The following is a 23,423-nucleotide window of genomic DNA, read 5'->3' on the forward strand; positions in this document are numbered from 1 at the left end:
TTAACGAAAATTCTTCTATAGAAGGGCGATGGAGGCTTTTAGATAACTCGAATAAGAGGGGAGTTGTTATCATCATTTCACCCTTTTAGTAGAGGGGAATGAAGCAACAAAAGGGATTGATTTATAGCAGAACCGATCGCCGAATTTACCCCTCTTCCCCGGCATGATAGGAACTGCGGACCAGGGGACCCGATCGCACATGAGAAAACCCCATCTCCCGGGCGATCGTCCCTAACTCCTCAAACTCCTCCGGTGTCCAATACTTCTGCACCGGCAAATGGTCTAACGAGGGCCGCATATACTGTCCCAAAGTCAGGCGATCGCAATCCACCGCCCTCAACTCTGCCATCGCCTCAATCACCTCTTCCTGGGTTTCCCCATGTCCCAACATCAAACCCGATTTTGTAGGAATCGTTGCATCCAGTTCCTTAACTACCTTCAACACCGCCAAAGAACGCTCCAACTTTGCCCCTCGACGCACCCGCCCTTGTAACCGGCGCACCGTCTCAATATTATGGTTATAACAAGCCGGTTTCGCCGCCACAACGGTTGCAATTCTCTCCCGTTGCAACTGTGCCAACTCCGCCCCCTGTCCCCCCCAGAAATCTGCCGTGAGCACTTCTATCTGAGTATCCGGAGTGCGATCGCGAATTTCCTTCATCGTCGCCACAAACCATCCGGCACCCCCATCGGCTAAATCATCTCGCGCCACCGAAGTCAGCACTACATACCGCAATCCCAACAACTGCACCGCCTCCGCCACCTTTTGCGGTTCCTGGGGGTCTAACGGCATCGGCGCATGGCCCTTATCCACCTGACAAAACCCACAAGAGCGAGTACAAGTCGGACCCATCAACAAAAACGTCGCCGTCTGATTGCCATAACATTCCCCGCGATTGGGACAGCGGCCCTCTTCACAAATCGTATGGATCTGCCGTTGCTTGATAATCCGTTGCACCTGGGACAACTCACTCGCCTTGCCAATACCTCGGCGTCGTAACCAGTCCGGCATCGTCTCAAGGTCAGTCCGGAAGGGCGTGGAAGAGTTAAGATTCATAGCGTTTGTTTCAGCAGACATCGCATTAACCGGGGGAACGGGGATAAATACAGAGACATCCCAGACAGGGATTGCAGCCAGCGCCCTTATTCTACTCCAACCCCTCCCCTGATCCGTAACCCGAAACACCTTCCCGGGATGAAATTTCAATCATCATGGGGTTTAACATAGATTCGGTTCATCCAAAAAGAGGCAAGAGATAGATCTACCCTGTCCCAAAGCCCAATACAATCAAGAAAGCTGCCAGTTTGGGGATCGGCTAGGCCCGCCGTTCGCTTTGGGCGAGGGTGCATAGGCATTCCCGGGACAGCGTTAATCCAAAAAAACTCTCTTGTTAGAATTACAGCTTTCACTCACCCCCAGAGGAGTCAGTCGTGGCAAGTCACAAGATCCTAGTTATCGATGATAGTGCAGTGATCCGGCGCATGGTCAGAGATATGCTGCCTGCCGGTAACTTTGAAGTATTAGAAGCAAAAGACGGCGAGCAAGGACTCAAGCTGATCCGGGACGAACGCCCGAACCTGATTATGTTGGACTTCCTCCTCCCCAAGGTCAGCGGTTGGGAGGTCTTTCAACAGTTGGAAAAAACGTCCAAAACCGAAGGGAAGATGACTCCCCTGGTCTTGATGTCAGGACGCAAGGAGGAAGTCGCCGAAAAAATTGCTGAACCCTTCGAGTATTTTGAATTTATCGAGAAGCCGTTTGAGAAGAAATCCCTGATTGAAGCGATTAAAACTTCGATGGCGAAGGCCAAAAAATGGCCACCGACGGGTGCTGCACCCACCCCCACAACGGCATCAGATTCCAATGCCAGTGCGGCAGAAATTAAGGCCCTCAAGCAGCAAATGGCTAAAATGCAGGCTGAAATTAATGCCTTAAAGAAACAGATGACTCAAGTGGTGACCTTAATCAAAACAAAGTTGAAGTAGTCCCCAGGCGCACCGATCGCGTCAACAACTCACCTCAATCCCACCGTCTTGTGTCTGTCGGCCTTGACGGGTAATCGGTGTGGGTTGAAGGGGGTGTTGAGTCCCCCAGGGCTCCCTAAATCCAGATTTGGAGGGGCGATCTCGCCGTGAATGACCCTCGCAAGATTGCCGATCTCCTCCCGATGCCCCAGAATTCTGATGTCTGAACGTTTAACAGAGAGTTGACTGAAATGGCTATAGAGTCCCACTTTGCCGATCGCCTCCGGGAAGGAGCAAGGCGCTCACTAGAGTTGATCGACCGCTTTTCAACAGCGCGAGTCCTGGTGATTGGCGATTTGACCCTGGATGAATTTCTCACGGGTCAGGTGGAGCGTATTTCCCGAGAAGCCCCCGTCTTAATTCTGCGCCATGAAAGCACCCGCCAAGTCCCCGGAGGGGGAGCCAATGCGGTTTACAATCTGGCCCTCATGGGAGCGAATGTTAAAGTCGCCGGTTTAGTCGGCCAAGATGAACAAGGGAAAGCCCTCTGCCGCATTTTTGAAGCGGCAGGAATCGATATTGGGGGGATTTTCATCGATGGCGATCGGCCCACGGTCACCAAAACCCGGATTTCCGGCCATGCGCGTCAGTCGGTGACTCAGCAGGTGGTTCGGGTCGATCGCAAATCCGATGAGTTACCCCGCTTAGACTTACAGCAACAACTCGCCGACTATATCCGTGCTCAACTCCCCACTGTGGATGCCGTTGTCTGTTCCGACTATGGCGATGGGGTCCTGACTCCCCTAGTGATTGAGGCGGCGTTAGGACATGGACTAACCGTGGTGGATGCTCAAACTGACCTCCATCGCTATGCCGGTGCAACCATCTTTACCCCCAATGTCCCAGAAGCGGAACAAGCGGTGGGATATTCAATTACCACGCCCCAATCTGTCACCCAAGCTTCCCGGGACCTGCTGACCCTCACCCAGGCGCAACAAATGCTGATTACCCGAGGGGATGAAGGCATGACCTTATGCGATCGGGCCGGGATGGAACATCACATCCCCCCGTTCAATCGCACCGATGTGTTTGACGTAACAGGTGCCGGGGATACGGTGGTGTCTGCACTCACCCTCGGACTCTGTGCCGGGGGTTCCTACTGGGAGGCGGCAGTTCTCGGCAATTTGGCCGCCAGCATTGTCGTCCGGCAATTTGGCACCGCCACCACCACTCAAGGGGAAATGAAGGAGGCGTTAGCCTTATTGTTGAGTGAGGAGACGGTTTAAGGGAGATGGGTTCCTGTTCGTAGTAACGACTTTAGTCGTTTCCGCGTGACTTGGCGGATGCCATGACACGCGCTCACTCAAAAGAGGCGATCGCTCCAGTCCCCAAACAGGTGCTTAATCCCAGAAGGGTAAGTGTCATGGCATCTGCCATGACACGATAGCAACGACTGAAGTCGTTACTACAAACATGAATCCTAATCTCCCCAAACAGGTGCTTAATCCCAGAAGGGTAAGTGTCATGGCAGATGCCATGACACGAAAGCAACGACTGAAGTCGTTACTACAAACATTGGACCCATTTCCCCATGCTCCCGACATAAGCACAACCAATCACAGGAGAGGGGAAAGCTCAGAATTCTAGGCCGATCGCCCCGATGCTTGCTTAGAAATGTAAAAATATTATTATTTTATTAGAGTTTCCCCTTGACCCCAGACTGCACTCCGGCTCGCCGGATCGTCTCCACAAGGGGATCGCCTAGAGTGACTGGGTTCTAACCCATTCGGCCCTTCCCGATTTCCCGGGATTCGTCGGGACGATGGGGGGCGATCCCTCTCCCCTTTAACCTTATAAGGCTAACGATTTGGAGAGTTTCTAGCGGTGAAATAGTGGCTTTTTCAATGCAATTCGGTACAATAAAAGTGAAAAGCAGTTCGTGATTCAGGTCACAAACATGGTTTTAGCAATATGGAGATTCACAGTCCCCTGACCGGCGCAATCCCTCTGGGAATCGCCCAGGAAACAATCAAGAGGGCCGCTTTGAGTCCAAGAAGATTCCAACCGATTCAAGGTAAAGGGTGCAGCCTGAGCGTTCAGGTATTCTACAGGGTCTTGCTTAACCAACTGATGTATTTTTTCTAAAGCTGCGGGGTTTTTTCTGTGATTGCTATTTCACCTCGTCCAATAGAGCATAGCTGGAACACAATTAGCTTTGCTTCCACGCTCTATTTGTGTCCCATTCTGGATCTGCTGTTGGTTGATATTCCGCGCCAATGGCAGGCTGAAATCCGTCTCGGGCTTCAGGAAGCGTTAGTCAATGCTGCCAAGCATGGAAACAATTTAGACCCCCGAAAAACCGTTGTGGTTCGATTTAGTGCGATCGCCGATGAATATTGGTGGGCGATCTCCGATCAAGGAAAAGGCTTTGCCTGTGCTTGTCCTTGTCACATCCAGCCCGATGAACATTTGCCCCATGATGAAGGAGAATGCGGCAGAGGGCTTTTTATTTTACACCAAATTTTTGATCAAGTAAATTGGGACAATAACAGCCGAGAACTCAAATTATGTAAACAATTTAATCAGTCCTCACGATTACCTAAACTTCGATAAGCGATCGCTTAGGTCACCGGATCCCGGAATCCCCGGTGGATCATTCTTGAAACGGGACTCAATCTGGGGAAACAAGCTCTTGTGAGGTTTTTCTGGAGTGACTATTGACTAGACGATTTAGAAGGGCGATCGCCATGAGTCGGACAGGGGGGAGCGCTAATCGAGCGGTCAATCCACCCCACAGCTTGGTGCAGCCGTAATAAAGCTTCCTCGGGGTTTTCCTTCAGCAAAAACACTAAAGCGGCAGCAGCCTGTTCTTTCGCGCGAACCGATCGGTTAGACTTCAGGCGATGCCAATCAGTTTCTGTTAAAGTCAGGCGTTCGGCGAGGGCCTGAGCGAGTTCTAGGGTGCTAAACTCTTGTAACTTGTCCGAAAGGGGACTGTGCAAACCCATCGTCCGGTTGCCGTGGGTTGGAGTTGGGTTAGCCATTGTACAAATCCCATCAATTCAATGGGGGCGAATTTCTTATGCGCGGTCAGGAATGGATGAGCGCATCACTCCACCCCATTTTAGGGGCAGGATATCTTGAATGGAAAAAGAGTAGAAGTAGCATACCATATTTATGGCATCCTGCACGGTGAGCTTGTAAAATTATCTATTTTTATTTCTAACAGTCCCGAATGACATTACCTTCCGACCCCTCCGACCCCTCAGACTCTCAGCGATCGGGCGAATTGCCTAGCGATCGCGGCGTAAATCGTGAGGGTCCCCCCGGATCTGACAGCAACCCTTTGGGAGAAATTGAGCACCAGATCCAAGACACCGAGCGATCGCTCAACCACCTCAAAGAGCGGATCGCGCAAGTCCAGCGCGATCGCCAGCGCCAACGAGAACTCCAAAACCGACGAGATGACATCCGTCGCCAGGTTCGTCAAGCCAAAAACACTCACCCCTCCCTCCTGCCGGAACTCAAACAAGAGTTAAAACAAATCCAGGGCACCCTAGAGGCGATCGAACTCAACTTAGAAAGCGAACTCTTCAGCTTTAGCGCCCTCAGAGAACCCTTTTGGCAAGCCCTTCGCTTTGGTGGAATTGGCATCATCATCGGCTGGTTATTAAGAGCCTGGGCCAGCTAAACTCAAAAACGCAACCCTCACCCCCGTCCCTCCGTTAAAATCATTAAAATCTCAACCTAAACGCAAAACTCTAAAATGAAACAAAGGATTGTTGAAATTTTACGAACCGGCGAACCCCAAACATCCGTAACCATTCAGGGGTGGGTCCGCACCAAACGAGAATTAAAAGAATTTACCTTTGTTGAAGTCAATGATGGTTCCTCCCTGGCGAACCTTCAAATCGTTCTCAATCCTGACTTACCCCAATACACCGAAATTCTCAAACAACTCAACACCGGCGCATCCCTAGAAGTCTCCGGCATTCTTGTTGAGTCTCCCGCCAAAGGACAACGGATCGAACTCCACGCCTCCGAGGTGAAACTCTATGGCGAATCCGACCCGGAAACCTACCCCCTCCAGAAAAAGCGCCACTCGTTTGAGTTTTTGAGGACGATCGGACATTTACGCGGACGCACCAACACTTTTGGGGCCGTCTTTCGCGTCCGCAACGCTGCCGCGACTGCCATTCACCAATTCTTCCAAGAACGCGGGTTTCTCTGGGTTCATACTCCAATCATGACTGCCAGTGATTGTGAAGGTGCGGGGGAAATGTTAGCCGTCACCAGTTTAAATCTCCAGGACATTCCCCGGTTAGAAAATAGCAATCAAGTGGACTATGGGAAAGACTTTTTCGGCAAACCGGCTTATCTAACGGTCAGCGGTCAATTAGAAGCCGAAGTCATGGCAATGGCTTTGAGCGATGTTTATACCTTTGGTCCAACCTTTCGGGCGGAAAATTCCAACACCTCCCGACACCTCGCTGAGTTTTGGATGGTGGAACCAGAAATGGCCTTTTGTGACCTAACCGGAGATATGGATTTAGCCGAGGCATTCTTAAAATATATCTTTAAGTTTGTGTTGGAAAAATGTCCGGAAGATATGGAATTTTTCAACGATCGCATCGATAAAACGGTGCTAGAAACGGCGAATAATATCATCAACAATAAGTTTGAGCGGGTGACTTATACTGAAGCGGTTGCTCTGTTGAAAAAAGCGGACAAAAAGTTCGAGTTTCCGGTAGAGTGGGGACTAGATTTACAATCGGAACATGAACGCTATCTGGCTGAAGAGTTATTTAAAAAAACGGCGATCGTCACGGATTATCCTGTAGAAATCAAAGCCTTCTACATGAGGCTGAATGATGACAACAAGACAGTCGCCGCAATGGATATTCTGGCCCCCAAAATTGGTGAAATCATCGGCGGTTCCCAACGGGAAGAACGTCTGGATATTCTCCAACGCAGGTTGGAACAGCAAGGACTGAGTATTGAGGATTATTGGTGGTATTTAGATTTACGCCGCTACGGGAGCGTTCCTCATGCCGGGTTCGGATTAGGATTCGAGCGCTTAGTGCAATTTATGACCGGGATGAGCAACATCCGGGATGTGATTCCTTTCCCCCGTGCACCCCTGAGCATCGATTTTTAAGGCAAGGACAAAAAACCGGGTTTCTGTCATAGATGGATGGCTTTGTGGGCAGAAACTGTGATCAGAAACCCGGTTTCTAACCTGTAGTGCAATCCTGGACTAGGGATTGGAGAAGGTATTAATCTCACCGCCTCCAATATGGCGACCGGGAACGGAATTGGGGACTGAAAACGGCTGAATCGTTTGAATGGGTTGCACTCCTGGAGTCTCTCGGTTGAGATTAAGTCCGGAATTGTCCATTTGAGGAGACGGAACCGAGGGGGGATTTAAGGGTTGATAGATCGGTACATTGCTGGCGGGATTGAGGGGGGAGGGACTGGGGAGATTATTGGGTTGATTTAGGGGTTGAACTCCTGGGGAAACCGAAGGAGAATTGCCCACAGGTTGATTACTGGGAGACTGATAGATCGAAGAGTTGGGGATTAGGTCCGTAGCAGTGCCCAGATTACTCGGTGCTTGGGGAGCAGCGGTGGGTGCAATTGGAGCCAAGGGGACTTGTTCACCTCGCAATCGCAATAAATAATCATAAGCATTGGTGGGGTTGGAATTAGGAATTGGAGGGGTAGAGAGAAGGGGTTGATAGTTGTTCGGATTGTTGTAATCCTCCGAGTAATCGAGGGTATAGTTAGGACTCATTTCTCCCGGCAATCTCGGGGTGAGTTGCAGGTTCGGATTCACGGACGGCTGATTTGAAACGGACCCCGGGACTCCGTAGGAATTGGGGAGATTCCCCGGGGTGCTGTTAGGCGTTGGGGTCTGTTGAGGCTGGTTTCCGTAGGGACTCGGGGAAGTTAAGGGTGTACCGTAAGGGTTATTTGGCCCCGGTGCAATGGGGTTTCGAGAGGGATTAGCCCCATTTTGGGGAGTGCCGTTAGGGGTTGGCGCTGGTTGAGGGGTGTTTCCCGAGGGAGTCGGTGAAGTTTGGGACCCGGAGTTGGCGGTATTTTGGGTGGCGTTGGGGCGATTTCCAGCAGCACTTCCTTGATTAGATCCTGCTTGGGGGGTAGAGTCTCCCCCTTGACTCGCTGCGGGATTGTCAGGGTTGCGATCGCCGCTGGTCGAGTTGTTGGGAGAATACAAGCGATCCATTGCTGATTGCAAGGGACTCACCGGCAATCGGGTCAAGTCTGGGGTCTCAAAATTATTAACGCGACCGGAATAAATTCCCAAGCGATTCCCGGGGGTTGGGGGGGTCCCATTGCTATTTGCTGGAGGGGTAGGCACTCCGAGAATGCTGACCTCGGGTAACGCTTCCGGTTCAGAGGTCCCATTATCCGCTGAGGGTAAAAGAGAGAGCTCTGGCAGATTGTATAGATCTTCCCCGTTTTGAGTGGCGTCCTGCGGGCCCGCTGAACCCCGGTTAGTCGAGGAGGGTAGGGGGGTCGGTTGCGATCGCGTTGAAGGAGACCTCCGGTTAGAGTTCCTCGGGGTAGGCAGTGGAATGGGCGCAGGCTGCTGCATCTGGTTCAAATCATTGAGCAACACCGCCGAACTATCAATATCTGCGGCGATCGCACTGTCTTCTGGGGAAATCCCCATCCCTCCCTCTGGCTCATTGCCGAGTTCCATCTCCTCATCATCTTCTAGGCTAAACAGATAAAACTGTTCTGGATTGTGGGAAAACTCCCAGATCAACAGGGTTAACAGTCCCAGAATCAGCACCGAACCCCACACGAAGGGTCGCGTGTAATGTCTTAACTGCGCTCGGATTTTGCGGACCGTAGGAGAGGTGGGGTTAGGGTGTGACATAGCTTTTAATGCCGAGCTAATGGACAAGGCAGAGGGATGAACTGCTCTAACGTTGCTTATTATAGAATAGTCGCACTTTAGAGGCGAAGGAATCAGTTCGGGATAAACTTTTTTTTATAAAGATTCTCTACTTTTTATTATAGTGCTTAAATCGATTGATGAAGCCTTATTTATAAGGGTCATCAGGATTATTAATCAGTTTCAGCATTAACACCATGAGAGCCAGGGCGATCGCCCCGGCTCTCACCCAGCTCTGAGGGTGTCCCTCTACCATCAACCCCTGTTTATCGTGAAGCCCGCACCAGCAAAAATCCGCCTATCACTAACCCGAGCGCCATCGGCAACCAAGCGGCCATAAAGGGAGAGAGAATAGCCAGTTGACCCAAAGCATTGGCGAGAAAGGCCGTTAAATAGTAGCCAAAGATAATAATAATGCTAATCCCAAAACTGGTTGCTTTACTGGCACGACGGGGGCCGAGTCCCAAGGTAGACCCGATTAACCCAAACAAAACGCAGACAAAGGGCAAGGCATATTTTTGTTGAATCCGGACCTCTAACTCCCGAATATCTTTTTCACTCCCTCCGAAGCGAATAATTTCCAATCGTTCCTTGGATTGCTTGATGCTCATTTCCCCATAATCTCGCCCTCGGGAGGCTAAATCTAAAGGAGTGCGAGGGAGTTGGAGTTCTTGATGTTCAAACCGGACAATATTGCGATAAGAGCCATCGGGAGCGATTAAATAAACAGTTCCATTAAAAAAATCCCAGGTATTTTCTTTGGGATTCCAAATTGCCGATTCTGCTGAAATAATTTGATTTAATCCCATTTGGGAACGGTCGAGAATGGTTAAGGTTTTCATCCGTTCCCCATCGAACTCTTCTGCATAAAACAGGCGCTTCATCACCGTTACTCGGTCCCCATCCTCTTGGGTTACCCGGTCAAATTCTGTGTAAATAATATTCCGGTCTTGAAAAGAGGGTCTCTCTTGATTCATCGCTTGTTGTAAGGTAATGGTCGCCTGATAGTTAGCTGCCGGAACGATCAGTTCATTAAAGGCAAAGGTTAATCCGGTGACGCAAAAGCTCAAGGCGATCGCCGGGACGACCAATCGATAGACGCTCACCCCACAACTGCGTAAGGCCACGATTTCGCTATCGGCGGACATCCGGGAATACCCCATCAAGGTAGCGAGTAATACGGACATGGGAAAGGCTAGAACGATAAAATCCGGTAGTTTTAACAGGAAAACTTGGACGGCAATTTCTATCGGTAAACCTTTTTCAGTGACGCGACGCACGAGGTCAAATAAGGTCCCGATCGCCACCCCTACGGAAGAAAATGAGCCGACTCCAAACAGAAACGGCCCAATTAACTCAAGGGCGATATAGCGATCCATCACCGAGCCTCGCAACAGCCACCAACTGAAGGATTGAAAAGATTTTAATGAATTGGAGATCATTGTAAGTGTGAGGAGGAGTTGATGCGATGGCAGTGTTTAGCAGTCCGGAGGAGGGACTGCATGAACCCTAACTTTAATTATTAAAATGAAGGAAAATCCCTCGGTTATTTTCAACTCATGAGAATTACATCCTGCTATTTTGGGGATGAATGGGAATTTACATCGGTAATTTTTAAATAAAAAAGCGAGATTGAACAGAGATTGAGCTAATTTTAAGATAGCGTAAAATTTTCCCCGAGATAATATTGTCGGACCAGGGGATTGGTCGAGAGTTCCTCGGGGGTGCCAAATGCCAGAATTTGTCCATCCCGCATGATGTAGGCGCGATCAGTGATGGCGAGGGTTTCGCGGACATTATGATCGGTAATCAGAATCCCCATCTGGCGATCGCGGAGTTTGGCAACGATTTCCTGCATTTCCGACACGGCGATCGGGTCAACCCCAGCAAAGGGTTCATCTAACAGCAAAAATGTAGGACCCTCGCCCTGTACGGCTAAGGCCCTTGCCATTTCAGTCCGGCGGCGTTCTCCCCCCGAGACGTTTTTGCCCTTGGTATGGGCGACAACTTGTAGACGAAACTCTCGCAGTAGCGTATTCAGCCGCTGTTGCCACTGCCAAGGCGGGACTTTAGTTTGTTCCAAAACCAGCAAAATGTTATCTTGGACCGTCAGATTCCGAAAAATGCTCGGTTCTTGAGCCAGATAGCCGATTCCTAAGCGAGCGCGGTCTTGGATGGATAACGGGGTAATATCTACGTTATCGAGCCAAATTTTCCCCTCGGTGGGTTTTTCTAGTCCCGTCACTATATAAAAGGTGGTGGTTTTTCCGGCACCATTGGGACCGAGCAAACCGACAATTTCCCCTTGGGAAACCGAAAGGCTCACCCGGTTGACGACGGCGCGCTTGCCGTAGGATTTGTGAATATTCTCCAACCATATTTTCACTCGGGACCATCCTCTTGGGACTAAGGGCTAATCTCTACAAACGGAGCAGTGTTTTCCCCGATAGGAGAGAAGGAGTTACGGAACAGGCGATCGCCTGTGAACCACTCCTTCTTAAGCATTTTTAACTGTTCCGGAGTCCATCCTCTCCCTTAGAGTCCAGGGGTGGTCCCATCCGGTAGGAAATAAATCGACTCCACTTGTTTGTTGTCTTCCGGAAGGGCAATAAATCGGCCCTCATCCAAAAGATAGGTAATCGTTTCTCCCCGAATGCTGTTGTTATCTTGGATCACATAAGCATTACCACTGAGCACGATGCGTTGCTCTCGGCTAAAAAACTGGGCTTGGGCTGCGGTCCCTTGCATATTTCGCGCAGGATAGTTGATGCGGACATTGCCGCGTGCCGTGATAATCCCGGTTCTGGAGTCAGATTCTTGCATATCCGATCGCACTCGCAAGGCACGGTTGTCCTGCGGGGTATTCGGTGTTTGCGGATAACTCGGCATAGCAACAACGCTCGACAAAGCGACTGGCATCATCAATGCCAACCCGAGGCGAAGCAATAAATGTGAGGAACTTAAGCGGACAGAGGGGATCATAGCTGAGTTCACTGGTATAGGCACGGTAAGCACATTCGCAAGAGGATGTAGATGGAGTTCTGCCATCTTCTATTGGTAGTTTAGCCAATCCTACCAATCCGTAATCCGGATCGCATCGGAGGGCAACTTCTGTAGCCTCCATTCTGCTTGATGTTTGACTGTTTTGAGTCTTCCGAAGTTTCGGAAGCCTTGACTAGGACAAGATTTTACCAAACTTTATCTCCCTCTGGATTAAGGGCCACCGTCTTTCCGTCTCCTAAGCGGTTGTGACCCCTTTTCACCCTACCCGGATCCACTATTCCGCCCAATAGCCTAAAACATCTCTCTAAAGGGGGATTTACTCCTAGGAATTAGGTGATTTTCGCTAAGAATCAAGGAGGAAAAATCCAGGCTGACTTTTCCTCCTTCACCCCTCCGGGAGCGGCCTTTTTCCCTTCGCCGTAATGGCCTCCGGGTAATCTTTCCGGATTTTAACTTCGGGATTGGAAAATTTTATAATCCCCTTGATTTTCTGGTCTATAAATTTAATTTAACGTATCTAATTCTTTAAAAACTTAAGTATTATCCCCGATAAAAAACCAAAAATTTTTGATTATCCTAATAACAGGGAGACTCGGAATTCATTACCCATTATTCTCTCCTCCAGCAATGTAGGGCTAATTTTTACAAATATTTGACTCAATATTTCCCCTCTCTTCGGGCAATCAAGTCCCAACAAGGGATAAAAATGTAAAATTTTTACTGTCACCATTAAACCGTTTAAAAACATGAATGCAATTCACGAGAAGATCGGCTCAGTAGAACTTACTTGCGAGACAAAGTGAGTTTTTGTGGGGCTGATGGTTTAATATTTCCCGTGGTTTTGACCACTAATCCCAACTTGAATCTGAAACTCTAATTTTTAAGTTTAGGTTGAATTCCTTCCTGAATTTTGCCGGAAAATTATTATAACTCTTGAAAAGCTAACTATAAAAAGATGCAACAGCTAGACAGGATAGGATTGCAAAAATCCTGAATTTTATCCAGCTATTGCCTAAAAGTGGGCTGTAAATTAGGCAATTTTTGGACCTGTAATAGCACTCATTAAAGTTGAACTGGAGGGAGTCCCGTGGAAGAATTTTTAGACTTAAATACCTTTACCGTCCTGGTAAATGAGACGGACTATTTAACGGCTAATCCCGACGTAAAAGTTGCGGTAGAGACGGGGATGTTCACCTCGGGATTAGAACATTTTCAACGACACGGAAAACAGGAAGGACGTCAACCGATCGCCGGATACAATACCGCTTACTTTCTAACAGAAAATGCCGAGGGGGTGGTGGCGACTCATCAGGCGGATTTTATTCTCGCACTGGATGGAGACGATCGCATTTTCGGATTAGAAGGAAATGACTTTATTAATGGCAATCAGGGAGATGACATCATCAATGGCAACCAAGGCAATGATACCCTTCATGGGGGACAAGAGAATGATGTCTTGCGAGGGGGTCAGGGAAATGATTTCCTATTTGGAGATTTAGGAGATGATACCCTTCATGGGGATTTGGGTGCGGATACCTTAACGGGTGGCAGTGGCAATAATGTCTTTGAACTGGCCAGGAGAGATGATGTGTCCGGTTTTCGGTCCACCGGCAGCGCCAACTTGCCAGAAGCGGACTGGATTATGGATTTTAAAAACAATCTCGATCGCATTTACCTAGAGGGTGGACTCGCATTTGAAGACTTGCATATTTTTCAGGGGACAGGTGCTTATTCTAGTCATACCATCATTCAAGATAGAATCACCGCTGACTATTTAGCTATCTTAAATGGAGTGGATTTCGCCACCGTAGAGCGGAATGATTTTATCTCCCTTTCTCCCCCCTCTTCTTCTGCTCCAGAAATTGTTTTTGCACCCACGCCATCTGTCGGAATCTCTAATCCGCAACCCACTCCCACTCCGGAACCCACACCAGACCCCATTGTTGAACCCACTCCCACACCGGAACCCACACCGGAACCCACACCGGAACTCACACCAGGCGCGGTGGGATTTAGTGCGCCGATCTTTACAGTAAGAGAAGATGGAACGGCGATCGCCTCTGTCAGCGTTGTTCGCACGGGTGGCAGCAATGGCGCAATCACTGCCGATGTGATCCTTAGCGATGGAACAGCAACTGCACCCGCCGATTACATCAATGAACCGATCACCATCACCTTTGGCGCAGGAGACACTACCCCTAAAACCGTCCCGATTACCATCATCAATGATAGCGCAGTTGAACCTACAGAAACCCTCAATTTATCCCTCGGAAATCTCGCGGGTGGTGCAGTATTGGGAACTCAAAATACCGCTATTGTGGAAATTCTTGACAATGATAATCTCAATAATTTAGAACTCACCCAGGCAACCTATCTCGGAGGTTCTGGAAATGATGAAGCGAGTGCTGTGCGAATTTCTCCCATTGATCGCGCCATTACCGTTGCGGGTAATTTAAACGGGACGGCGCAACTCATGCGATTTTCTGAGCGCGGGGATACTCTTTTGTCCCAAATTAATTTAGGCGGAACTGTCAAGGATTTAGATATCGATCGCAACAGTGGAGAAATTGTCACTGCCGGGGATTTTGGGATTAAAGTATTTGACAGTACCGGCACTAATCTTCTCTGGTCCCAACCGGGAATGGTGGATCGGGTCGCGATCGCCAATAATGGTGCGATCGCCACCTTAAACATTGCCACAGATACGGTCACCCTTTGGAGTGCGACTGGCACTTCCCTCGGTTCTACAACCTTAACGGGTACGGATATTCGTCCCTCGGATATTGCCATCAATCCCCTGAATAATCAGGTTTATGTCACCGGATTTAATCAAGTTTCCACTGACTTGCAAACCCCTTTTATTCGCGGATTTGATACCAACTTAAATCTCCTGTGGAATACCTGGGATTACAGTGCCACTGAAGTCACCTCCCAAAATTTAGGAGCAGATACTCGGGGAGAACGTCTGACCATTGCTGATGATGGTACTCTTTATTTCCTCGGGAAAACGGATGGCGGAAATAATGTTTTTACTCGGGATGAAAATACGATTACTACGAACCTTGGCAGTCGGTTAATTCAGCAAGACCAGTATAATAATTTATCCGGCGCTGGCAGTGGAGCATTTACCTTTTTTGCTAAAATTGATAGCAATACCGGCATCATCGACCGGGGTCAATTTATCGCCACGCGCCTGAGTAATGGCAATGCCAATAGTTTCGATCCTAATTCCATCGCTGTCGATGAATCCGGAAATGTTTACATTGGTGGGGGTGCTGCTGCCTCTCTCCAAAACCGGAATTTAAAAACCATTAACGGGGCTCCGGTGGGGAATTATACCCAGGGTGAAATGGCAGTGTTGGCAGTCTCCGCAGATTTTACCACCCGCAAATTCTGGACGCCGTTAACTGCATCTGGCGATCTCAATGGGTCCTCGGGAACGGTCAATTCTTTTGCTGTGGCAGGCGATCGCGCGGTGATTTTTGGAACCGTTAATAATCCCGGGGTTGCCACCACATCCACTGCCATCAATCCCAATCCATTAGGAGGAACGGATGCCTATTTAGCAACTTGGGTGGTCTAAGTAATTACAGGGTTTATCAGAAATTATGAAGGTCGGGACAAGGCAATACCTTGTCCTTTTTTCATGTCCTCAATCAGGGTAAAGGGAGGTTTTTGAGTCCAACGATTTCCCCAAGTTTTCTCGGAGAACTTGGGGTACTTTTTCCGGTTTTCTCCCGGGATACAGGGATAATCTGGTAGCACTATTTGCACTAGGGGGGTTCCAAGAAATACATCCTCCAAACGTTCGTAGTGACTCCTTCACCGAGTCATCTTTAAAGAAACCCCTGAAGGGGTTACTACGAACGTTTTGCGGGTTTTATTTTTTTGAGTTCCCTAGCGCCTAAAATCCGTGACTCAAGCGTTCTTACAAACAATACTGCCAACGGCCTTAACTGTATTTATTGACCAGAGAGTGAGAGGGGTTCAGATTAATGAGCATTGAATCGGTTCATTTATCAATTGGCGATCGCATTCCCGCCTTCAATTTGCCATCCCAAACTGGGGAGGTGAAGGAAATCGCTAATTTCCTGGGAAAACCGATGATTATTTGCTTTTTCCCCAGTGCGATTCGTATGGATTGTACTACACTTCTATCGGGATTGCAGCAGGTGCAATCCCAATATCGTCAATTCGGTCTAAAATGCGTGGCGATCGGTCCAGATTCCGTAGAGTTACATCAGGCGATCGCCACTCAATATGGATTAACGTTTCCGATTCTTTCGGATGGCGATCGGCAAGTTAGCAGCGCTTATAATGTAACCGGAGAAACTAACCTCTATGGAACCACCTCTTTAACCTCCACCTATACGACTTTCATCACCGACAGGAACTATCGCGTGATTAAAATTTATCCCAACTTCGACCCCTTTACTCACGCTCAACAGTTACTAACTGATGTTAAACCTTTACTTTTCAGTGAAGAACCACGCCAAATTTTACAACAAGCGCCGGTTTTACTCATTCCCAATGTTTTAGACCCCGAATTATGCCAGCAACTCATTGAACTCTGGCATACCGACAATGGGGAATCTGGTTTTATGCGGCAAGTCGATGGAAAAACCGTTGCCTTAATGGATAACAAACACAAAATTAGGCGCGACCATTTTATCCAACCCAGTCCACTCAAAGAGCGGATCAAATATCTTTTAGGGAGTCGAGTTACCCCCGAAATATGGAAAGCACATCACTTTCATGCCACCCGCATCGAAGATTTTCGGATTGTTTGCTATGACAGCAGCAAAGGTGGGTTTTTCCGACCGCACCGCGATAATACCACTCCTGGAACTGCACATCGCGTCTTTGCCATGACTATTAATCTCAATGCGGGAGAATATGAAGGCGGTTGTCTACGTTTTCCCGAATATGGTCCCCATTTATATCGTCCCAACACCGGCAGCGCGGTGATATTTTCCTGTAGTTTACTCCACGAAGCAACCGATGTCATCGGCGGACGACGCTTTGCTTTATTAAGCTTTTTATATGGGGAAGAAGAAGCACGCCATCGCGCTGCTTATCAACAAGCGACTCAACAAAGTGCAGTCTCTGTCTAAAGATAAAAGGGTCAAAAAACCGGGTTTCTTGACACTATTTTTGGCTGATTGTTGCAAACTTTGTCAAGAAACCCTGTTTTTCTTAGCGCTACTGTCTTCCCCAATTAGATAATTTTCACCAGTTTAGGGACTTGCAATCTGGCGATTTCATCCCCTTCTTTTAGGCCGTCCGAAGTAAATAACTGCTGTGCGAACTCCGCCACATTGTCAGGACCTGACTCCTGCAAATTTACTAAAATTTGTTGACTTTCTGTGATTAATTTATCGATATCTATGTTATAATAATCTGGAGAATAATATCCCAATTTGTTCATTCCTTCTCCCAATAAAATCGCTGCGCCTCGCCAGTTCAAATTCCCTAGATGATAAAGCGATACGGCAATCTGTAGAACCCCTTGATAAAATTTTTTGTCCGGTTCTACTGCATCCATCCATAACGCTTCTAAGGTGTCGTGGCAGGCATAAAAATCTTGAGCATTAAACTGGTCTACAGCTTGCCAAAACTCTTCAGGAATCGCCTCTGTCATGGTATTTAATTCTATAAATTTAACCCCAAAAATAGGCGCTCCATGCTACAGGGGTTCGCAGAATGGAGCGCCTATTTTTGTAGTTTACTGCATCAGGCGATCGCTGAACAGGCCCTCCCCAAGTAGGAGCCACCCCCAGCCAAAGTCGGTCCCCCATTAAACGTTCCCCGATATGATTTTGGCTCTTGACCTGTTAAACTTTCTCTGAGACGGGAGGATGGGTCGCAATAGTTGAGCCAATGTTGTATTTTTCACCAGAAATATCCTAATCTAGGCAGCAGGGATGCGATCGCCCTTTGACAAAACGGCCCTAGAAGCCATTCATCCCTGTCACAAGGGAAAGAATATGCGATGGTTATTTTAAAATCAACCGATATTTTAGTTTTGCATCATAAACTGACAATGACCTCACAATCCTCAAATCCTACCCCAACATCATTTGACCTATGGAAGAACTGTTAGAACTCACATAAAAACTCCTCCAATGCGATATTAAAGGCTCTTTAGAACGGGTTGAAGAATTGACAGAAATGGGACGAAAAGACATTATCAAGACTATTCGCAGTTAGGCGGTGATTTTACTGCTCCATCTGATTAAGCAGCAAGTCGAAAATCGGTCTAATCGGTCTTGGGAGGTGTCGATTCGCAATTCAGTTCGGGAAATTCAACGGGAAAACAAGCGGCGGAAATCAGGGGGTTATTACTTGAGTGGGGAAGATTTACTGGAAACGGTAGAAGAAGCCTATATTAATGCACTTGATGAAGCGTCCCTAGAAGTGGAAGAAGGGCGTTACGAGGTAAGGGAGTTAGAAGACAAAGTAAATCGCGCAGAAATTATCGATCGCGCCTTGGGTTTAATGGCAGCCGAATCAGAATAAGTCGGCAAATCTACGGACTTTTTCTGTCCCTGGGGAAAACGCGATCGCAGCAATGGGATACTCAGGTATCAATCTCCCATGAATCCTGGACTCAATGACACAACCCTCTGCAAATAAAGCTCATCGCCCCCGGTTTCGGGTTTCAGGGAATAAGCACTTCTACTCTCCGTTAGGAAAATCCGGCCTAGAGATTGGCAGGACTTGGACCGGACTACAACGCGACCTGAGTGCCAGCCCGATTCCGAGAATTCTTGGAACAAAACTTATTACGAGCTGGCATTCTTTAAGCGTACAATGACAATATGAATAAATTATTTTATTTTTTGGGCAGTCATCCATTTATGGCTTAAAGCAGAATAGGTCTGAGCGTTAAATTTTTATATCATTCTGCTGATCCTAGCCCACCCTAAACCACGTCCTAATACAAAAACGTTGAGAGAGCCGAGCTTGTCACAACAATCGAGGGAGCAATGAATCGTATGAACGTTAGCGAACTACTTGAACAGTATGAAATGGGTCAGAGGGACTTTTCTGGGGTGGACCTGAGTGGAGCCGATCTCAGCCGAACCAACCTAAGCGGCATAAATCTCAGCCATGCAGTGCTGCGGGGAACGAATTTGAGTCGGGCAAATCTGACTAAAGCTGACTTGAGTAAGGCGGCGTTGCAATGGGCGAATCTGAGCTATGCGAAGATGGAAAACGCTAAATTGATGGATGCGGATCTGACCAAAGCGGCGCTCTCCGGTGCAATCTTAGTTAAAGCCAAATTACCCAGAGCCAAACTCAGCGCGGCGAACCTCAATAGCACGAACCTCAGAAGCGCTAACCTGCGGAGTGCAAATTTGTCTGGGGCCAATATGGAATGGGTGAATCTGCGAGCGGCCAATCTCACAGGGACCAACCTCAGTTGGGCCATCCTAAATTGTGCCCGACTCAGCGGTGCGATGCTCTATGGTGCGAATTTAAACGGCATTACCTTAGAGGGAGCCTATTTAAACGGGGTGGACCTGAATGGGGTCAATCTGAATGGCATCAATCTCAAACAAGCTAAACTAAGTAACTCTAATTTAGAGGGTGCGAACCTGATTGCGGCTAATCTGGCTTATGCCACCTTGCGATCGGCGAGTTTAATGGGGGCGGACCTCAGTGGAGCCAATTTAACCGGAGCCTCTCTCCAGAAAGCTAACTTAAATTGGGCCTCTTTAAATCGGGCGGAATTGGTAGAAGCGGATCTGAGTCATGCCACCTTGGTGGGAACGAATGTGGAGGGCGCGAATTTTGCCGATGCGGTTTTACCTGAACTGACGAGGCGCTACTTTTATTTAACCACCGGCGGCAGTTCCAGCTATGAATCCGAGCGAGTCGTGAGTGCGCCGATGAGTTAGTTAACTCCAAGAGGTTTAAGCCGCAAGCGGGGGATTCCCCCGCTGTGGAGCCGTTGAACAGCATCCCCGATCGCCACAATAGTCCCGATACCTGACGGGTCATTCCCTGGATGAGGTATCCGAACTCTGGGGATGGTTCTCAGAGATTTTTGGGCGCGCCAGAATAAATGCGATAAAATCCTTTAACAATGGAAAACTCATAACTACCTGCGATTTACCCAATGGGGATGCAACGCTCGCTCTTTCTTCTTGGACTCTCCCTGGTTGTGGCTCTGGGGGCAGTATGGGGTTGGGTGGTAGTCGGACTCGACTCCGTAACCTGGAAACTAGCGTTATTGATACCGTCTGGATTGGTCCTGTTTTGGCCGATCGCCCAGCATATTGCCAACAGTTCATTACTCTCCCTAGGAAATCGACGGGGATGCGTGATTGAATTTACCCTCAAGTTCCTCGCTAAAACTATCATTGGGGTCAGTGCGGTAACTGGGGTGGGAGCATTTCTACTCGCAGGGATTTGGGCCATTGCTAGGCGTGGAGTTACGGCCAAAGAAACGGCCCTGTTCGGGGTCCAGTCGTTCTTGGTTACCCTCGCGGCTTTGCTGGTGGCGATCGCCTGTCATTACCTCTTCCGCTTCCTCCTCAAAAAGTTAGGGGCCGTCCAACTTGATATTCTCTATTTAGCTGGGGCCGGGGCTACGGTTTTAGCCTGGGGGGGAATCATCGCCGCGCAAACCTGGATAGGCGTCTTGGAGGAACCCGCTTTATCCCACAGAATCGCCAATTCTGCCTGGATTGCAGTAGTGGGAGTCGGCTATGCCTGGGTGCAAATTCTAGCGGCGACCCCCAACGAGAAAAAAGTAGTCGTGCCTGATGCATTAATGACGGCTTTTGTGGTAATCTGTGGGGCCATTTTATTTTGGGCGATCGGAAAAGCATCCTTTCCCGTGGCGATCGGTTTCCTGGCTTGGGTGGGCGCGTTAGTCTTGGATAAAGAACAAAAAAAGCGAAAATTTTAAATCAGCCATCCCCCTTAAATGTCAAGATAAGAAATTGCAAATCCTCATCCTCTCAGGCGCGGAACTTTGACTTTTATTTCCTTAGACCTCTGGCAAAATTCCTCTAAACCCACCCCCAATAACCCTTCCTTGGTCAGGGGGGGAGTTAGATTTTGCCAAAGGTTAGAAACCCGGTTTCTTTACAAAATTTTTGCTCATAAGCCACCCATTAGGAACAGAAACCGGGTTTTTTGTCCTCCGGATTTAATACTGAACTGACGCCCTCGAAAACTTTTAGCTTTTTTCTGAACCGACGAAACGTACTCCCTTAAAACCTTTGATGTCTTCTACCCACTCCACCGTTACCGTTACCGTTCCGGCCACCACTGCTAACCTCGGGCCGGGTTTTGACTGTTTTGGGGCCGCATTGACCCTGTACAACCAGTTTAAATTTTCAGCGATCGCCCTCAATCCATCCACACCGGATCAAAAAACGCTTCAGATTCTCGTCAAGGGGTTAGAAGCCGATCGCGTGATTGCTGATGAGACGAATCTGGTCTATAAAGCCTTTGCTAAATTCTACGCCCATCTCGGCCAATCCCCTCCGCCGGTAGAAATCGAGATAGAACTTGGAGTTCCCCTAGCGCGAGGACTGGGAAGTTCCGCAACGGCGATCGCCGGTGGATTAATGGGCGCCAATCACCTCGCCGGAAAACCCCTGACTCCACTACAACTGGTGGATCTGGCGATCGACATGGAAAAGCATCCCGATAACGTCGTTCCCGCCTTACTCGGGGGATGTCGTCTGGCGGCATCGACTCCGGAAGAATTGGCAACCGATCGCCCCGGTTGGGAAATCTGTGACGTTCCCTGGCATTCAGAAATTGTCCCAGTAGTGGCGATTCCGGATTTTGAGTTGGCGACAGAAACAGCGCGCCAGGTCCTGCCAACCCACTACACCCGGGCGGATGCGATTTACAATACCGCCCATTTGGGGTTACTCCTGCGGGGATTAGCCACTAACAATGGTCAATGGTTGCGCGTTGCCATGAGCGATCGCCTCCATCAGCCCTATCGCAAAAATTTGATTCCCGGTTATGATGCGGTTCATGCAGCGGCTTTAAATGCGGGAGCCTACGGGTTGACCATTAGTGGTGCGGGTCCTACCCTGTTGGCGTTATCCTCTCAAGGGCAGTCCGCAGATGTGGCGATCGCAATGGTGGAAGCATGGCAGAAAGCCGGAATCAAGTCCCAGGCGCAATCTGTCCAAATTGATCAGCGAGGGTCGGTGAGTGTGGAAGCGAAATCTCCCCTTAAAGGATTTCCCCAAAATAAAATCGTCAACTCTTAAGCGGGATTATAGATAATATCTACAACCCATTTGCCTAGATTGGGCTAATTTTTGGTGTCAGTTTTTGTAAGTCGATTTAGCTGGAGTTCAATCTTTTTCATTTCTTGTTTTGTCAACTTTACTCCCTTTTTATAAGTTTTCGTCCCCATTTAAACCGGGGGATTTTTCTATTATATGTCAGAGTTCTTGCGAATTTTAAAGCCGTTTTGAGTTCAGCAATAAGGCTGCCATTCCAAAGAGGGGATGATATTTACTATGATATGGAGGATAATATGCCAGACGCAAATTAATTTTATTGGCCTGCACAAATTAAACTATTCTCTTCATAAATCGAGTTCGTCGTGAATTGTTATCGAGGCCATCATCTTGTTTTATCAAGAGAATTTTACAACCTGAAAATCTTGATTTTACTGGATTCAAAAAAATGTAAAATATTTACTATATAATCCCTAGTTTCTTTAGATTTTATAAACCATATAAACTAATCATTCCCTTCAATTGAGATGCTGTTTCTTTCAATAGTTTTTTCAACAATTCTGTTAATTCTATCTGCCTTATAATAAGTCTCAAGGGTCTGACTTTTTAATTTTCTCAGATTTTTGCCCGGTTTATTTGTTGGATATCCCTTAATTCGAGCCAAAGCGATTAGTTGAGACAAAGAAAACCGCTTTCTTTTTTCTTTATATTAGAAAATCAAAAATTGTCATTCCTGCGGATGGGGGAATCCACAAAAATTTTCAAATGTTCATTGGCTCAGCATGAGCGGCGCGATAAATATTGTTGATAGACCAGATTCAGATTAAAAAATTTATCTTCTCCCTGTTCTATCATATCCATTAAAAAGCGTCTTTTCAAAGATTGAATTGCTGTTAATACATCTGAAGTTGCACTCATTGAGTGCTTTGATACTGTTTTAAGAATTTGCGGTAAAGTCACTGGCAGATTCTCATCCTTTAGCTGCATCATAATTGCCTGTTCTATCTGGGTTAATCGCTGCCATTGTCGCTCTAGCTGCGATTGCAAAGTATCGGCTAAAATTAAACCTTCACATTCGAGAAACTCAGACACTTTACCAGCAAATAACTCTTGAATCATCATCGCAGTCACAGCTAACCAAAGAGGATTGCCTTGGTAGGTATTGATTAACCTTTCCCAGTCTGTTTCATCGGATAATTTATATTCCTGAAAGATTGCTCTAGCAGCGCTGGTTGACTGACAAAACTTAGTCAGGCTGATACTTGTAAGTATGTATTTTGAACTCAATACGGTAGGTACGCTCG

At 48.0% G+C, this 23,423-nt stretch carries 17 protein-coding genes and 2 pseudogenes; 11 read left to right on the forward strand and 8 right to left on the reverse strand.

Annotated features, from left to right (window positions below):
* Positions 1–145: 145 nt before the first annotated feature.
* Positions 146–1,057: a lipoyl synthase gene (gene lipA, locus NG795_RS20300; protein WP_367290464.1), complete on the reverse strand. Its 912-nt coding sequence runs from the start codon at positions 1,055–1,057 to the stop codon at positions 146–148.
* 374 nt (positions 1,058–1,431) lie between these two features.
* On the opposite strand from lipA, the gene NG795_RS20305 reads away from it, so the two are divergent.
* From NG795_RS20305 to NG795_RS20315, 3 genes are all read left to right on the forward strand, one after another.
* The gene (locus tag NG795_RS20305; protein ID WP_367290465.1) at positions 1,432–1,986 is read left to right on the forward strand and encodes a response regulator; all 555 of its coding nucleotides are present in this window, start codon (positions 1,432–1,434) and stop codon (positions 1,984–1,986) included.
* Between the two features lie 230 nt (positions 1,987–2,216).
* Positions 2,217–3,251 (forward strand): bifunctional heptose 7-phosphate kinase/heptose 1-phosphate adenyltransferase, encoded by a 1,035-nt coding sequence (locus NG795_RS20310; RefSeq protein WP_367290466.1) that lies wholly within the window; start codon positions 2,217–2,219, stop codon positions 3,249–3,251.
* An 877-nt stretch (positions 3,252–4,128) separates the two neighbouring features.
* Entirely contained in the window at positions 4,129–4,578 is a 450-nt protein-coding gene (locus NG795_RS20315; RefSeq protein ID WP_367290467.1) for an ATP-binding protein, read from the forward strand.
* A gap of 101 nt (positions 4,579–4,679) precedes the next feature.
* Here the strand turns inward: NG795_RS20315 and NG795_RS20320 are convergent, their stop codons facing one another.
* The gene (locus tag NG795_RS20320) at positions 4,680–4,973 is read right to left on the reverse strand and encodes a DUF6439 family protein (RefSeq protein WP_044196923.1); all 294 of its coding nucleotides are present in this window, start codon (positions 4,971–4,973) and stop codon (positions 4,680–4,682) included.
* A 227-nt stretch (positions 4,974–5,200) separates the two neighbouring features.
* Between NG795_RS20320 and NG795_RS20325 the strand changes: the two genes are divergently transcribed.
* Positions 5,201–5,656: a sll0565 family protein gene (locus NG795_RS20325; protein WP_367290468.1), complete on the forward strand. Its 456-nt coding sequence runs from the start codon at positions 5,201–5,203 to the stop codon at positions 5,654–5,656.
* Between the two features lie 75 nt (positions 5,657–5,731).
* The gene (asnS, locus tag NG795_RS20330; protein ID WP_367290469.1) at positions 5,732–7,123 is read left to right on the forward strand and encodes an asparagine--tRNA ligase; all 1,392 of its coding nucleotides are present in this window, start codon (positions 5,732–5,734) and stop codon (positions 7,121–7,123) included.
* 99 nt (positions 7,124–7,222) lie between these two features.
* Here asnS and NG795_RS20335 read toward each other — a convergent pair whose 3' ends face one another.
* From NG795_RS20335 to NG795_RS20350, 4 genes are all read right to left on the reverse strand, one after another.
* On the reverse strand, positions 7,223–8,872 hold the full coding sequence (locus NG795_RS20335; RefSeq protein WP_367290470.1) for a hypothetical protein: 1,650 nt from the start codon (positions 8,870–8,872) through the stop codon (positions 7,223–7,225).
* A 284-nt stretch (positions 8,873–9,156) separates the two neighbouring features.
* On the reverse strand, positions 9,157–10,269 hold the full coding sequence (locus NG795_RS20340) for an LptF/LptG family permease (protein WP_367290482.1): 1,113 nt from the start codon (positions 10,267–10,269) through the stop codon (positions 9,157–9,159).
* Positions 10,270–10,544: 275 nt separating this feature from the next.
* Positions 10,545–11,276: an LPS export ABC transporter ATP-binding protein gene (gene lptB, locus NG795_RS20345; protein ID WP_367290471.1), complete on the reverse strand. Its 732-nt coding sequence runs from the start codon at positions 11,274–11,276 to the stop codon at positions 10,545–10,547.
* Between the two features lie 149 nt (positions 11,277–11,425).
* On the reverse strand, positions 11,426–11,872 hold the full coding sequence (locus NG795_RS20350) for an LptA/OstA family protein (RefSeq protein ID WP_367290472.1): 447 nt from the start codon (positions 11,870–11,872) through the stop codon (positions 11,426–11,428).
* A gap of 1,108 nt (positions 11,873–12,980) precedes the next feature.
* Here NG795_RS20350 and NG795_RS20355 point away from each other — a divergent pair.
* Positions 12,981–15,476, forward strand: coding sequence for a Calx-beta domain-containing protein (locus NG795_RS20355; RefSeq protein ID WP_367290473.1), 2,496 nt, complete (start codon positions 12,981–12,983; stop codon positions 15,474–15,476).
* 412 nt (positions 15,477–15,888) lie between these two features.
* A complete protein-coding gene (locus tag NG795_RS20360; protein ID WP_367290474.1) occupies positions 15,889–17,007 on the forward strand; it encodes a redoxin domain-containing protein in 1,119 nt (372 codons plus the stop codon).
* Between the two features lie 104 nt (positions 17,008–17,111).
* On the opposite strand, the gene NG795_RS20365 is transcribed toward NG795_RS20360, so the two are convergent.
* Entirely contained in the window at positions 17,112–17,534 is a 423-nt protein-coding gene (locus tag NG795_RS20365; RefSeq protein ID WP_367290475.1) for a DUF309 domain-containing protein, read from the reverse strand.
* A 491-nt stretch (positions 17,535–18,025) separates the two neighbouring features.
* Between NG795_RS20365 and NG795_RS20370 the strand changes: the two are divergent.
* The 4 genes and pseudogenes from NG795_RS20370 (at position 18,026) to thrB (ending at position 22,143) form a co-directional block, all read left to right on the forward strand.
* Positions 18,026–18,412 (forward strand): annotated as a pseudogene (locus NG795_RS20370) (DUF29 family protein).
* Between the two features lie 479 nt (positions 18,413–18,891).
* Positions 18,892–19,797, forward strand: coding sequence for a pentapeptide repeat-containing protein (locus NG795_RS20375; protein WP_367290476.1), 906 nt, complete (start codon positions 18,892–18,894; stop codon positions 19,795–19,797).
* Between the two features lie 227 nt (positions 19,798–20,024).
* Complete coding sequence (locus tag NG795_RS20380; protein ID WP_367290477.1) at positions 20,025–20,813, forward strand: hypothetical protein; 789 nt, start codon at positions 20,025–20,027, stop codon at positions 20,811–20,813.
* Between the two features lie 319 nt (positions 20,814–21,132).
* Positions 21,133–22,143 carry a homoserine kinase gene (gene thrB, locus NG795_RS20385; RefSeq protein WP_367290478.1) on the forward strand — a complete coding sequence of 337 codons (1,011 nt, stop codon included), beginning with the start codon at positions 21,133–21,135 and terminating at the stop codon, positions 22,141–22,143.
* A gap of 753 nt (positions 22,144–22,896) precedes the next feature.
* Here the strand turns inward: thrB and NG795_RS20390 are convergent.
* A pseudogene (locus NG795_RS20390) lies at positions 22,897–23,423 on the reverse strand (hypothetical protein); the annotation flags it as partial.

The sequence above is a fragment of the Laspinema palackyanum D2c genome, from assembly GCF_025370875.1.
Taxonomy (GTDB): Bacteria; Cyanobacteriota; Cyanobacteriia; order Cyanobacteriales; family Laspinemataceae; genus Laspinema; species Laspinema palackyanum.